The following is a 14494-nucleotide window of genomic DNA, read 5'->3' on the forward strand; positions in this document are numbered from 1 at the left end:
CTTAATTTAACATAACAGTTTAAATACTCCTCTCGCGTACAAAAGCAGTGACTTGGAAAATGATTTAACAACAAAATATCATTTTCTTTGTTTTTGTATAAGCAATTTAAATTCTTAAATATGCTTTTAATTTTGTGAACACTTAAATGCTTGAACCCTCTGCGTTAAGTTTACTGCCACCAGCGGTGGTTGTTGTTTTGGCTGTTGTTTTACGCCGCCCTATTTTATCTTTACTTATTGGTGCTTTGGTTGGCTTAGCAATAGCCGACCCTGCTCAGGTGCTTACAAATTTTGCCAGCACATCGCTTAAAGTAATGACCGACGAAACCATAGGTTGGTTAATACTTGTGTGCGGCGGCTTTGGCGCTTTAATCGCATTATTAGTGCGCACTGGCGGTGCGTCGGCGTTTGGCAAATTAGCGCTAAAATACACTAAAGGAAAACGCTCCTCTTTATTTATGACCTTTTGTTTAGGGGTCGTTATTTTTATTGATGACTACTTAAATGCGCTTACCGTTGGCGAAACCATGAAGCGCATTACTGATAAGTTTAAAGTTAGCCGAGAAATGCTTGCCTACGTTGTAGACTCAACAGCAGCACCTATATGCGTACTTGTCCCTTTATCGACTTGGGCGGTATTTTTTGGCGGCTTGTTAGTCGATAACGGTATAGCTGAAGAAGGCAAAGGCATTGCGGTGTATATTCAAGCCATTCCTTATATGTTTTACGCTTGGTTTGCAGTACTAGCTGTATTGCTTGTTGTGCTCGGTGTTATTCCTGCTATTGGTCCTATGAAAAAAGCAGAAAAATTAGCGCAAGTTGAGCAAGCCAGTGTTGATCCTGCGCAATTTAGTGATGTTCAAACAGCCGACGAATACGCAGTAAAAGCGGTTGAAGAAAGCTTTGAAGACGCAGATCCTAAAGGAAAGTTACATAACTTTTTACTGCCAATAATTTTATTGGTAGCCTTTACAGTTTATTTCGAAATAGATGTATATAAAGGCTTACTGGCAACGATGGCGGTAACACTGCCTTTTTATGCACTACAAAAATTAATGAGCGTTAGCGAAATGATTGAGCGCATGCTTGATGGCTTTAAAAGCATGATACCAGCTATTGGCACTGTTATAGCAGCATTCATATTTAAGGATGTGTGCGATTTAATTGGTTTACCGCAGTTTGTTATAGGCAGTTTAAGCCCCTACATGACCGCGCAGTTTTTACCTGCGGTAGTATTTATTGCGATGGCGATTTTGGCCTTTGCAACTGGATCTAGTTGGGGGATTTTTGCGGTGTCTATTCCTATTGTTATGCCACTAGCAAATGCCGTTGATGCTAATGTTCCACTGGTTATTGGCGCGTTATTATCAGCATCATCATTTGGTAGCCAAGCATGCTTTTATTCAGACTCTACCGTACTTGCAGCCCAAGGCTCTGGTTGTAACTTAATGAGCCATGCAGTAACACAGTTGCCGTATACATTAATAGCGGCTTTATTGGCGGTTATTGGCTTTATTGTTATGGCATAAATAAAAAACCCCAATGTAGCAATACATTGGGGTTTATTTTTACTTTATGTATAACGTTTATTTTTGCAACTTAATGCCATTGTAATAAGCATCAAGCGTAGTGATTTTTGTTTGATTAGGTAAATCAGCAAAGTCACTTTCAATAAACTTAGTACCACGCAGCTGCACATTTAAACGGGCGGCTTGTGGGTTTAACATAGTTTGTTTGTAGTACTGTTTAATATCTTCAAGCGTTACTTTTTCAACTTCATCAACTAGCTTTTGCTTAGAGTCAAAGTTAAAGTTTTCACGATACCAATCAGTAATAAGAGGCCCCATTTCATCGCTTAAGTTTTTAGGCTGCTCTTTTAATGATACAAGCGTCGCATTTTTAAGCTGCTCAAATGTATCTGTGCTCATGTTATCAAGCTCTACCGCATACTCTTTTTTAAATTGTTCAAAGCGTGCTTGTATCTCTTTAGGGCCTTTAACCGGTGTTTGAATAAACAAGCCAATAGCTGAGTATTCTTCTATTGGGCGAGCCAAGGCACCTACAGCGTATGCGAGCTGCTCTTCGGTACGCATTTTATCAAATGCAACGGTTCTAAAGTGACTTTGTAGCACTGCTGCTTGTGCTTTTTGCTTATATCCGGCTATTGGGTGTACGGTCATATCTACAACAGCTACATCGGCTACATCAATATCTTTTTGAAGTACCAATGTTTCGCCTGGCTGTGGCAACCATGCTTTACTGCGAGCAAACTCACTCGATGTATGATTGCTCGGTAAAGTGGCACTTAACTCATTGGCTATCGATTCTATATCTTGTTGGTTGTAATTACCGTAGCTAAATACACGTAAATCGTTGGTGGCAAATGTAGCCACTTTTAGCTTATTTAAATCGGCAACACTTAGCGATTCTGCCGCTTTAATTAGTGCTTGTGTATCAAAACTGCCTGTGCGGGTAAGTTTAGAATAGGCAGCAAATGCTTGTGCATACGGAAATTGCTTTTGCTGATTTAATAAGCCACGTTTGTAGCGATCAATTGCTTGGTTAAATGCTTGTGCAGTTACGTCGGCTTTTAACCCGCTTAGAGCCTGTTTTAACAGTACATCTTGCTTATCAGTAAAGCCGCTCATCGATAAAACTAAACCATTACTTGGCGCAAGGTTTACGCTCATGCCGGCTATGGCGGCTTCAGTACTTAGTTGGCTTTGTTGAATGTTATATAAATCGGCCCAAACTGAATAAAGTACTTCAGCATTTAAGTCGTTTAAGCCAGGTTGGGTATTAATATATACCTCAACCAACCCCTTTGGCTGGTCTGCAAACTTTTGACTTGCTTGGCGCCATACTTTTACGCCGTTTTTATCGTAAGCCAGTTTAGGGTGTTTCTGCTCTTTAAACTTAGCTGTTTTAATGGCAAAGCTTTCAGGTAATAAGTTATTTACACTTGGTAAAGCAAGCTTAAACTCGCTTGGTGTTTTCCAGCTGGCAATCTCGGCATCGCTAATATCTTCTATGCGGTACTTACCATCATAAAAATGCAGTTGCGAGTCGGTTTCTTCTTGTTGCGAAATATACCAAACGCGCAGCGTATCGGCATTTAATTGTTTAAGTACCGCGTTTATCGCCTCTGCGTCAAATTTAGCATAATAGTAAGGTGCATCAATAGCATGATTTATTGGGTAATCTTGCATGCTGCCAGTAAGCGCGCTGACATAGCTAAACTCATCACCTTTTTCTAAAAACTTAAATTGGTTGCTAAGTGATGTACGAATCTCGTTAAAGTACTTAGCATCTACACCTTCTTTTTTAATCAGTTCAATGTATTGCATAATAGTTGCGACAATTGTTTCGCGGTTTTTCATGCCTTCATCGGTTAATTCTAACGAAATAGTCAGTGCGCCGTAATTACCATACTGGCTAGGAGAAGGTGACGCAGTTAATTGTGATACCCAGCCTTTGTCGCGTAGTATTTGTGCTGGACTGCCCGGCATTTCATTACTTAATAAATAACTTACATAACGATTAGGTTTTACTGCAAAGTCGCGGCTATTGTTATTAATAGTAAACTCAAGTTGCAGTTGTTTTACGTCTTCATTCGGTGAGTAATATACTTTTTTCCCACCGGCGTTATCAAAATCAAGCTCAGCAGTAACGGTTGGCTTTTCAATGTGTTTATTTTCGATATCGGCAAAATAAGTTTTTGCTTTTTGCTCCATTTGATCAATTGGCAAGTTTGAAATAAGCGCCACTTTCATGATGTTAGATGAATAATATTTATTGTAAAAGTCGACCGTTTCTTTATGTAATTGGCTACCTTCTTTGTCACCTAACGTTTCTAGGTTACCAATTAAAAAACGATTTGCAGGGTGATCACCCATCATTTTACGGGCAAGTTTAAACTGACCAAAAAAGTCCATTTCGCGGCGCATTGACCACTCGGCATTGACAGCGTTTTTTTCTTTATCTGCATATTCAGGATACAGTTTAGGAGCTTTAAAAAAATCAGCAAAACGGTCTAGCGCTTCATCAAAGGCATCGTTATTAATTTTAAACATGTAGTTGGTAATATCGAGCCAGGTATACGCGTTATTTACCCCGCCATTTTTGGTCATAAAATCAGAGTAGCCTTTTGTGTCGGGGTAGCGCTCTGTGCCTAAAAAAAGCATATGCTCTAAGTAATGTGCCATACCTTGCTGCATCATAGGGTCGTGTAGTAAACCTACACCTACACTTAGCGATGCTGCTGATTTTTCAGCACTTGGATCAGAGACTAAAATTACTTCTATTTCGTTTTCAAGCTTTAGGGTTTTATATTCACGTGTGTCATTTGGGCTTACAACTAATGTGTCGGAAAGTAAGGTGCTTTGTGAAGAACTAGAAACCGATGATGTATTTGTACAGCCACTTAAAACTGCTAAAGCGATGGCGCTAAAACCAAGAATTTTTTTCATTTTGTTTTTCCATTAAAATTGCGCTTAGGATGCGCTAAAAACAACGTAACAGGACTAAATTAACACTAACAATTAAGGGTTTACCACAAAATAATACTAATTTATGTAACACATTGTGAAAAACACCTGCATACTTAAAGTCAGTAAAATAATAACGAAGGAAATAGGATGGAAAAAATAATAATACTCGCCATGTTTGCACAAGTAACGTTATCACTCATTGTAATGTTAATTATGGGCAAACGACGCTTTGCTGCTGCAAAAAACAAACAATTACAGTTAAGCGATTTTAAAACCATGCACCTTGATAACGCAGGAGATACCGTACGCGTTGCCGATAGAAACTTTACTAATCAGTTTGAAATACCTGTGCTTTTTTATATCGGTTGTATTGTTGCACTGCAACTTAACAGCGCCAGCTATTTAATAACTGCGCTTGCGTGCTTATTTGTTATTTCGCGTGTTGTGCATACGGTTATTCATATTGGCAGTAATAATGTAAGAATGCGCTTTAATGTTTTTTTACTCGGCTGCGCCAGCGTGTTTGCTTTATGGCTTGCGATTGTTTGGCGAATTTTAGCATTTTAGTATAAGCGGCTTATTAGCCGCTTTTTTATTTACTGTTTAGCACATAGTTAGTATTTAGCGCGTTTTAACCGTTTTCCTATGCCAAGCAGTGCAATTAAGCAAAAACCAGCCCCCATACTCCCACCCGAGCTGCTTGACGAACCGGCCTCAGAGGATGAATCCTCTTGGCTTATTAATGTATTGGTTGTTGGGTTTAAGCTGGCAGATGAAAGCGGGTCGTCATCTAATACCACCACACTATTAATAGTTACAAAGTTAGCGCTGCTCAGAGCTACGTCACTGCTTGAGCATTGTTCACTGGTTATATCAACCAATGGGATATCGCCGCAATGTACTAATCCGGCAATATTATCGAGCGTAGCTTGGCTTTGCGCTGTAATTTGTCCAAATACTGTAAAACCGCCGTTTTGAGTATCAAGCGCTGCGCTATTATCAACCATATTAAAAAACCATTGGCTCGTTGCGCTGTTTTCATCGTTGGCTAGTTTAGCCATCGCGATTGTGCCCTTGACATTAGATAAAACAGGCTCATTAACAACAGCTGGCTGAGTGGTTATTGGCACTAATTCGTCGGTAAATGTAAAGCCACCGCCCTGTATTACAAAGTCGCTCACTGAGCGGTGTATAACAGTTTGGTTGTATGCGTCATCTTCAATATAACTTAAAAAGTTAGCTACCGTGTTGGGTGTTTGTTGATCAAACAAGTTAATTTCTATTACACCGTGCGAGGTTTGCATTTCAACAATGGTGGCTTGGCTAGTAAAGCACGAAAACGCAAGTAGTGAGCCAATCAGGCACTTTTTCATCATGAGTCCTTTTTGTTATTGTTATTTAAATTAAGTGTTAATACTAATCTACACGACATGCCAAGGAAAAGCACAAATAAGGCTCAGCTACAATTCACACCTCTTCAGTTACACTTCATTACATTTACTCTTAAATACTGTTCACTGAACTCGCTTAGAGAAAACGCATTTATTAATTTAATACAGCATTTAAAATGCCAGTATAAAAAAGGTTAAAATAAGTACGTTATTTATTGCAAAATTAGTTTAAACTAAGCGCCTAATAAATTAAGCACACCATAATAAATGGGTATTTCATGCGTATAATTATTTTATTTTCAGTTATTTTATCTGTTATAGGTTGTACAAGCTCACCTTTTAACACTTCCAATGCTCCACAGTATATTACTGTATTACATACTAATGATAATCATGGGCGCTTTTGGCATAACGAAAAAGGTGAATATGGTATGGCTGCGCGTAAAACGTTAATTGACGCTTTGCGAAGTGAGGCACAACAGCAAGGCCATGCAGTACTGCTGCTTTCTGGCGGTGATATTAATACCGGTATACCAGAGTCAGACCTACAACACGCAGAGCCTGATTTTAAGGGGATGTCGTTACTCGGTTACGATGCTATGGCAATTGGTAACCATGAATTTGATAACCCGCTTAGCGTTTTAGCTAAGCAGCAGCAATGGGCTAACTTCCCCTTACTGTCTGCAAATATTTTTGATAAAGCCACCGGAGAAAGTGCATTTCAAGGCTATCAAGTTTTTGAAAAAAATGGCTTAAAAATTGCGGTTATCGGGCTTACCACTACAGACACTGCTAAAATAGCTAACCCTCAATATATTGGCCATTTAGAATTTAAAGACCCTGTTGATGTAACAGCTAAACTTGTTAAAGAAATTAAACAGCAATACAACCCCGATATCACCATTGCACTGACGCATATGGGCCATTATGTAGATGCAAACTTTGGAATTAATGCGCCAGGCGATGTTACTCTAGCTCGCTCTTTACCCGCAAATACCTTAGATATGATTATTGGTGGCCACTCGCAAGAGCCGGTTTGTATGGCTGCTAAAAATAAAAATGACGATAACTTCAAACCAGGTCTTGCTTGTAAACCTGATCAGCAAAATGGCACATGGATTATGCAAGCACACGAATGGGGCAAGTATGTAGGTAAAGCAGAGTTTAAGCTAGAAAACGGCACACTGACCTTATTAGATTACAAATTAATGCCTGTTAATTTATATGTTGATGAAATTCAAGACGATGGGTCAAGTAAACAAGTATTAGCCAATGAATACATTGAGCCCGATCCTACTTTAAAATCATTTTTAGCCACTTACCAAGCCAAGGGTGCAAAACAAATTGCAGGTAAAATTGGCAGTGTTGATGCGCGCCTTGAGGGCGATAGAAACAAAGTACGGTACCAGCAAACTAATTTAGCCCGTGTAATTATACAGGCACAAATGAATGTAGTTGCCGCCGACTTTGGCCTTATTAGTGGGGGCGGAATAAGAAGCTCTATTGAAGCGGGCGATATTAGCTATAAAGATATTTTAAAAGTACACCCGTTTAAAAATCGCATTACTTACATGGACTGGCAAGGGCGTGATTTGTGGAACTACTTAGAAACAGTGACTAGCTTCCCAGTGGATGCAGGTGCATATTTACAATATCACAAATTAGCGTTTACCCGTAAAAATGGCAAATTAGTCAGTGTACTCATTGACGGTAAACCACTTGAAGAGAATAAAACTTACCGTATGAGTTTAAATAGCTATAACGCATCGGGTGGCGACGGTTACCCTGCGATTAATAAACTTAAAGGCTTTGTGAGCACAGATGAAACCGATGCCCAGGCACTTAAAACCTTTGTCTCGCAAAATAGTCCACTTAAAGCTGCGCAGTTTGCACCTAAATAACTGCGCCTGCCTCCTTCACTCAAGAATAGGAAGGTAGCATGCTACTTTCCTATTATCTCTATATTTCCTTTTGCAACATTGATTAAAGCGTAACTGTGTAACCTAGATCTAGACCCTTCTCCATACGCCTTAGGCGGATAATAAATATCCTTCATATCAGGATACTCATTTAAAACTTCATCTAGGGCTGCGCGGATCTCACTGAGTGTTTTTTCTAAGCTACTATTAAAATTTGGACGCTTGCGTATGGTATGCCCAAGCTCTATTAGCCTGTAAAAATACTTATTTGCCAAATCTATCAGCTCATCTGGCACGTATTTATTTTGATTTAGCACAACATCGTTATTATCACGACAAAACTCTATTAATGCTAAGTAAAAGCATAACGGTTTATTTGCTAAGCACACAGTAACATCAGGCACATAGTTATTACTGAGTGTTTTGGTATTTAAATCAATAATTAAAGCCAGCTCTTTTGGTTTAGCTAAGTCAGTATCTGTACTCAATGGTGGCGTTTTCGCCTCAATAGGCATATCTATAATAGATTTCAACCATTTGCTAAACAAAATACTCGAGATGAGAAACAACAAGCAAATTAAAAACCTGTTTTCTGACCAAAACTGTGCGTTTTCTTCGAACACTAAAGAGACATGTGTGGTGCTTGACTTAAGCGTTCTTACAAACTGATTTGGTTTTAAAGTTATAGGCTTAGCAGATTTTGGTTCAATTTTGACTAAGCGCAGACTGTTGTCTAAATAGCCATTGAGCTTTAATAAATAGTCTTGCACTGCATGCTGGTTACCTGAGTGCTTTAACAACTCATTTGAAAGCGCAATTAATGGTAAGTCCAATGCAACTTGTTTTTCAGTTTCTATAACTTGGCGTTTAATAGCGTCACTCTGCTCATTAATTACAGACACATAAAACACTAAACAGTTAATAATAAAAACAGCGCAGCCAAAAAAAACATATTTATACTTATCCATTTTTAACGCTCTCACCTTTAGCTGTTACTTGCTCTGAACTGCAATCCCAGTAAGATTGCGCCTCTTTGTAATAACTCAGCGTCTGCTCCTTTGTCATATCAAGAATATGACGCTGTACAGCGCATAAAAGGTCTGTATTGTTTTGCTGCATTTTTAGATACCAGCGCGAACCTGAAATTTTATTACTTAAGGGAGTTATGTAATTTTTTGAAAAACGTGCTGCGTCACTTTCTTTCCAAAAAGACGCAATAATATCGACCTGCCCATTAGCTAATAAGTCACGCAGCTCGCTGTGAGAGCTGGCGTAAATAATATCTAGATTGGCTAAGTTGATATTTAAATCTTTAAACATTTTCTTAGGCAGTATATGCCCAGAGCGGCTTGTGGGGTAATCCAATAAGCCTATACGCTTATCTAAAAAGTATTGCTTTGTTAAGCGTGGCTTTTCTTTTGAGGAGATAAAAAATGCGGTGTAATCCGAAAAGCCCACCACAGATTGATAGTTATAGGTTAGCTCTGCATTAAAGGCATCCATTATATTGTTTTTTGCAAGTACTAGGTCTGCAATTCCTTTTCCAACAAAATCGAAGCTCTCCGTTGTACTGTCACCCCAGTAGCCTTTAACAGAACCGTATTGTTTAGTTACCACGGCATCAAGGCATAGAGACTCTGTAAGCTTCTCTGCCACGCTTTGCGATGGCGTAAATACAATAAGCTGATTTTTGTTTTCACTGGCTGTTGTATAACATTGTGTTGACGTTTTTATTAGTTCTGGAAAATTTATTTCATTACTTTTAACGCTCACCTTTCCAACAGACCATGCGGCAACCATAACCAGAAACAAAAGTGTAACAAACAACAGTTTATGTAACATGACCTTTCTAAACCCCATCAATAAGATGTACCTAACAACGCTAAGGTCATATTTGAACAATATTATTTACTTATTACAACAGGTAATTTTACCCATCACATATAAGCCACTGATTTTAAACGGTTATGAATAAGAAATAATGAATACTCTTGACTCCTTCCTATATTTAGCAAAAACAATCACAATGTTTACACCAGCTAATAGGTGAATAAAAATAAATGCAAGAAACAGTGATGCGCATTAAAATTGCTACTCTCGTAGCCACAACGTTAATAATTGGTGCTATTTTTACAACTTCTAAAGTGTATGCATGGGGTCAAAATGGTCATCGAATTGTTGGGCATATTGCTGAGCAGCATTTGAGTGACGAAACGATGCATAACTTGTTGCCGCTATTAGACGGGCAATCTCTGGCTCAAGTTGCTACTTGGGCTGATGAAATGCGATCTAGCCCTGAGCTATTTTGGCGTAAAAAATCTTCACGCTGGCACTACATAAATCTTCCCAAAAATAAAACGCTTTCCATAAATCACGCACACACACACAGCAAAGACGATGTTACAAACATTCTAGAAGGTATTTACTTCTCTATTAGTACACTCCAGTCACCTACTTCTTCATTTAATGAAAAACAGTTTGCCCTAAAGTTTTTAGTTCATTTGGTAGGCGACAGCCACCAACCATTTCATGCTGGGCGAAGTGAAGATAGAGGCGGCAATTTAATTAAAGTTGATTTTTTTGACAACGAAACCAATTTGCATAGCCTTTGGGACACTGGATTAATAGAAAATGAAAATTTAGCTTACACTGAATATGCTAAGTTTATAGATACCGACGATGCAGCATTAATTAAAACATACTTAAACAGCAGCCCTACTACTTGGCTGATGGAATCTCATGAATTGGCCGAAGATATTTATACCTCAACCAATGATGAAGTGAGCTATAGTTATGTTTTTAAATACAATCCGCTTGTTAAGCAACGTTTGCAAAAAGCAGGCATTAGACTTGCCGGTGTATTGAACTATTTATTTGATTCGTCAGATGACAATAAAAAATTAAAAATAACGACAAAATAATAATCAACCTATAAATAAAAAACCTACACACGGGAATTAATTTATGTTTATACATGGTCTGGAGTATAGCTAAAATAATAAAGCTAAAATTGTATTAATTACAAAATGTAAATAATCAGTTGTAAAAGGAATTATAAAATTTGCATTTCATAATACTGTCACATAACGGCGGTAACATAATAATAAGTAATTAATCCAAATTTAGTTAAGTATACAAGTATAAATTGTGCAAATTAATTTTGCATATTACAAGAGTATAAATTCAGCAGTACTATTTAATTTATACTACTTAAAATAACAATTTAATTATAACTTTCACGGGAAATGAAAATGAAGACTAAACTTCAAAAAACAGCACTCTCACTTGCTATCGCTGCGTGTGTAAGTGTAAGTGGCGCTGCATTCGCCAACGAAACTACTTCGTCAGTAAAGGGCCAAATTTTCGGACCAAACGGCAACCCTGCTGTTAATACAAAACTAGTATTAGTGCACGAGCCTACCGGGACACGAAGGGTAGTAACAACAAATGAAACAGGTACTTACAACGCTACAGGATTACGTGTAGGTGGTCCTTATAAAATAACTATTGACTCTGAAGTTTACCGTGACGTTGAGATTGAGAATGTCTATCTTTCTCTTGGAGAAACACGACAAATTGATCAGCAATTATCTAGCACTAGCATGGAGTCTATTGTTGTCACTGGGTCACCAGTTTTATTTAACTCATCGGCAAATGACTCATATTTCGGTCAAGAAGCGATCACAACTACACCTAGCATTGGTAGAGATATCAAAGATATAGTTAAAAACAATCCACTTGTTGTTATTCAGCCTGGAAGCGAAAGCTCAATGACAATCGCTGGTTCAAATCCGCGTACTAATTCAATAACAGTAGACGGCATACCACTCAATGATGATTTTGGTTTAAATGGTAATGGTTACCCAACTCAGCGAAACCCATTTCCGTTAGATGCATTAGATCAGGTATCAGTTTCAGTTGCTCCTATAAATGCTAAGTCAAGTGGGTTTACTGGCGGTAACGTAGACGCAGTATTTAAATCAGGAACAAATGAAATCCATGGTAGTGTCTTTTACGAAAAACTTAGTAGTGACTGGGCAGGGACTCCAAAAAACGCAAACGGTGATGACCTTGAGCTAGACTTTGAAGAAAAAAATTACGGAGTATCATTTGGTGCGCCAATTATTAAAGATCAAGTATTTTTCTTTGGTGCGTATGAAAAGTATGAATCACCTCAACAATTAGAGTATGGTGTAGCTGGTTCAAATGTTGGTACAAATAAAACGACTGTAACTACTTCAGATTTAGAGGCTGTTAGAAAAATTGCTAATGATGTTTACGGTATTAGTGATATAGGTGAATCAGATACACAACCGCAATTAAACGATGAAAAATATATTGCAAAAATCGATTGGAATATTAATGATTATCATCGTGCAAATTTTGTCTACATGCACAGTGAAGGTAATAGCACTCGTAATATGACCAGTGGTAATACTGAGCTAAGATTGAGTACTCATTGGTACAACAATTCACAAGAACTTAATAATTTCAGCTCAACTTTGTACTCAGATTGGAGTGATGAGTTTTCTACCCAAATTAGCGTGACGCAAAAATCAGTTGATACTGGCGCAATATCTCTAGGTAATTCTTCAAACCTAGGTGATATTACTGTTTCTAATCTTGATGTAGATGGAGATGGTGAAGAAGGAGCAATCGCTTTTGGTTCTGATGAATTCCGTCATTCTAATACATTAGAAAATGATTTGTTCACTTTAAAGCTAGATGGAACTTATTTACTTGACGAACATACGATAGAGTTTGGTTTAAAATATGATGTTTTAGACATAGAAAATCAGTTTTTACCAGCATCAAAAGGTGTAATTAGTTTTAATAGTATCGAAGATTTTGAAAATCAAATTGCTTCTACTTATACATATTCAAATGGTACAGGTAACGATCCTTCTGCGGTTACTGCAAAGTTTTCACGTAATGATATAGCTTTATACATAAATGATACATGGGATTACAGTGATGATTTAATTTTGTCAGCTGGCTTACGCTATGAACGCTTAGGCTCTGATGACAAACCTATTTATAATGCAGCTTTAGAAGAGGCCACTGGGTTTGATAACAGAAACAACCTAGATGGGGTTGATATTCTCTTACCACGCTTAGGCTTTACTTACACCTTTAATGAAGATATCACAATTAGGGGTAGCGCTGGGCGTTATGCCGGTGGCAATCCAAATGTATGGATTTCTAACTCATATTCAAATGATGGTATTAGTAGCCAAACATTCTCTGAGCGTAATATCACACTTCCTAGCACCGCACTCAATAACCCTATTGATGAAGCAATAGCTGCAGTAAATGTTGGTACATCTGGCTCTCCTTCAAACTTTATTGACCCAGATTTCGAAATTCCTTCACAGTGGACTTTCATGTTAAATAGCGATGTAAATTTAGATATCCCTTACCTTGGTGAAGGCTTTGCATGGACATCAACAGCTATCTATACTAAAAAAGAAAATACCGCTGAATGGATTAACGCTGCTTTATTAGGCGATGATGCTGTTGTTGGTAGCACTATAGACGGTGCATTACCGTTCTATGATACGACCGACCTTGAAATAATGCTAACAAATGCTGATGATAATGGTAGATCGATTATCTTAAGTACTGGAATATCAAAGACTTGGGATAATGGATTTAAATTTGATGCTTCATATACAAACCAAGATATAACAGGTGGTAACCCTGGAAGTTCATCTACAGCTCGAAGTAACTACCGATACGGTCACTTTGGTGACCATCAGGAAACTCAAGTTGGTGTTTCACCTTATGAAACAGAACATAGGTTTGTTTTAAACATAGGTTACACTGCTGAATTAATAAATAATTATAAGACTAAGTTTAATTTATTTATTGAACGTAATTCAGGTTCTGCTTACAGTCAATTGGTTAGTTTAGAGAATTTAACAGGCGGACGATTCTTCAATCAGGATTTAATTCAACCTTCAGGCTTTAATACTTATGGTGGTAATTACCTAGCTTATGTTCCGACAGCTAATGATCCGAACGTGATTTATGCCGATGGTGTAAGTGAAGCTGAAGTTCTAGCTCACTTTGAGGAGTTAGGTCTTTCAGGATCTGCAGGTGGGTTTGTTAATAGGAGTCAAGGGAAAACACCATGGGTCACCACTATGGATCTATATATATCACAAGAAGTACCAGGGTTTATGGATGACCATAAAGGTGAATTGTATTTCGTAGTAGATAACCTATTAAATCTTATTGATTCTTCTAAAGGCAAAGTATACCGTCAAAATAACAATTCAAGAGAAATTATTGAGATGGATATTGATGAAGCAAGTGGTAAGTACATCCTAGGAAGTCCAATTAATGATGACTTTACTTTTGAAGCAGAAGATTCTACATATAAGATTAAGGTAGGTGTTCGTTACACTTTCTAATCGCATTAGCGTAAAAAGCTATTTATTAAAGCCCATCTTTTGATGGGCTTTTTTATTTGAAGGATGTTTTTAATTTAATTAGTAAGCTTAAAAGTTGTTCCTGCTCATCTTTACTAAAATTAGCCGCTAGTTGCCTCTCCCAAATATGCGCATCCTGTGCGATACGCTGGTATAACTCTTTTCCTCGCTGATTTAACATAACGTCAGTTGCTCGTTTATCGTAAGCGTCTAGCTAACGACACCCAGCTTGTTTAATGTTCCAAGGTAACAGCGATTCA

The 14494-nt window shown here is 37.9% G+C and carries 9 protein-coding genes; 5 read left to right on the forward strand and 4 right to left on the reverse strand.

What is annotated here, in order from left to right; all coding sequences use genetic code 11:
• The first annotated feature begins 146 nt into the window (after positions 1 to 146).
• Positions 147 to 1529 carry a Na+/H+ antiporter NhaC family protein gene (locus tag WDB87_RS00340; RefSeq protein WP_337848674.1) on the forward strand — a complete coding sequence of 461 codons (1383 nt, stop codon included), beginning with the start codon at positions 147 to 149 and terminating at the stop codon, positions 1527 to 1529.
• A 57-nt stretch (positions 1530 to 1586) separates the two neighbouring features.
• Here the strand turns inward: WDB87_RS00340 and WDB87_RS00345 are convergent, their stop codons facing one another.
• Entirely contained in the window at positions 1587 to 4469 is a 2883-nt protein-coding gene (locus tag WDB87_RS00345; protein ID WP_337848675.1) for an insulinase family protein, read from the reverse strand.
• Positions 4470 to 4637: 168 nt separating this feature from the next.
• Between WDB87_RS00345 and WDB87_RS00350 the strand changes: the two genes are divergently transcribed.
• The gene (locus WDB87_RS00350) at positions 4638 to 5057 is read left to right on the forward strand and encodes an MAPEG family protein (protein WP_286249201.1); all 420 of its coding nucleotides are present in this window, start codon (positions 4638 to 4640) and stop codon (positions 5055 to 5057) included.
• Between the two features lie 47 nt (positions 5058 to 5104).
• On the opposite strand, the gene WDB87_RS00355 is transcribed toward WDB87_RS00350, so the two are convergent.
• Positions 5105 to 5863, reverse strand: a complete 759-nt coding sequence (locus WDB87_RS00355; RefSeq protein ID WP_337848679.1) for a peptidylprolyl isomerase — start codon at positions 5861 to 5863, stop codon at positions 5105 to 5107.
• A gap of 296 nt (positions 5864 to 6159) precedes the next feature.
• Between WDB87_RS00355 and ushA the strand changes: the two genes are divergently transcribed.
• On the forward strand, positions 6160 to 7782 hold the full coding sequence (gene ushA / locus WDB87_RS00360; RefSeq protein ID WP_337848676.1) for a bifunctional UDP-sugar hydrolase/5'-nucleotidase UshA: 1623 nt from the start codon (positions 6160 to 6162) through the stop codon (positions 7780 to 7782).
• A 41-nt stretch (positions 7783 to 7823) separates the two neighbouring features.
• Here ushA and WDB87_RS00365 read toward each other — a convergent pair whose 3' ends face one another.
• The gene (locus WDB87_RS00365; protein WP_286249198.1) at positions 7824 to 8768 is read right to left on the reverse strand and encodes a hypothetical protein; all 945 of its coding nucleotides are present in this window, start codon (positions 8766 to 8768) and stop codon (positions 7824 to 7826) included.
• Positions 8761 to 9642 (reverse strand): hypothetical protein, encoded by an 882-nt coding sequence (locus tag WDB87_RS00370; protein WP_286249196.1) that lies wholly within the window; start codon positions 9640 to 9642, stop codon positions 8761 to 8763. The genes WDB87_RS00365 and WDB87_RS00370 overlap by 8 nt, the downstream gene beginning before the upstream one ends.
• 233 nt (positions 9643 to 9875) lie before the next feature.
• Between WDB87_RS00370 and WDB87_RS00375 the strand changes: the two genes are divergently transcribed.
• A complete protein-coding gene (locus WDB87_RS00375; RefSeq protein ID WP_337848680.1) occupies positions 9876 to 10721 on the forward strand; it encodes a S1/P1 nuclease in 846 nt (281 codons plus the stop codon).
• 330 nt (positions 10722 to 11051) lie between these two features.
• Positions 11052 to 14216 carry a TonB-dependent receptor gene (locus WDB87_RS00380; protein WP_337848677.1) on the forward strand — a complete coding sequence of 1055 codons (3165 nt, stop codon included), beginning with the start codon at positions 11052 to 11054 and terminating at the stop codon, positions 14214 to 14216.
• Positions 14217 to 14494: the final 278 nt, after the last annotated feature.

Source organism: Pseudoalteromonas sp. C12FD-1, assembly GCF_037414265.1.
Classification (GTDB): Bacteria; Pseudomonadota; Gammaproteobacteria; order Enterobacterales; family Alteromonadaceae; genus Pseudoalteromonas.

What these genes read in the sequence shown, in the direction of transcription:
- WDB87_RS00340 (WP_337848674.1), top strand. Translation starts at nt 147, where the DNA reads ATGCTTGAACCCTCTGCGTTAAGTTTACTGCCACCAGCGGTGGTTGTT.
- WDB87_RS00370 (WP_286249196.1), bottom strand. Translation starts at nt 9,642, where the DNA reads ATGTTACATAAACTGTTGTTTGTTACACTTTTGTTTCTGGTTATGGTT.
- WDB87_RS00365 (WP_286249198.1), bottom strand. Translation starts at nt 8,768, where the DNA reads ATGGATAAGTATAAATATGTTTTTTTTGGCTGCGCTGTTTTTATTATT.
- WDB87_RS00375 (WP_337848680.1), top strand. Translation starts at nt 9,876, where the DNA reads ATGCGCATTAAAATTGCTACTCTCGTAGCCACAACGTTAATAATTGGT.
- ushA (WP_337848676.1), top strand. Translation starts at nt 6,160, where the DNA reads ATGCGTATAATTATTTTATTTTCAGTTATTTTATCTGTTATAGGTTGT.
- WDB87_RS00345 (WP_337848675.1), bottom strand. Translation starts at nt 4,469, where the DNA reads ATGAAAAAAATTCTTGGTTTTAGCGCCATCGCTTTAGCAGTTTTAAGT.
- WDB87_RS00355 (WP_337848679.1), bottom strand. Translation starts at nt 5,863, where the DNA reads ATGAAAAAGTGCCTGATTGGCTCACTACTTGCGTTTTCGTGCTTTACT.
- WDB87_RS00380 (WP_337848677.1), top strand. Translation starts at nt 11,052, where the DNA reads ATGAAGACTAAACTTCAAAAAACAGCACTCTCACTTGCTATCGCTGCG.
- WDB87_RS00350 (WP_286249201.1), top strand. Translation starts at nt 4,638, where the DNA reads ATGGAAAAAATAATAATACTCGCCATGTTTGCACAAGTAACGTTATCA.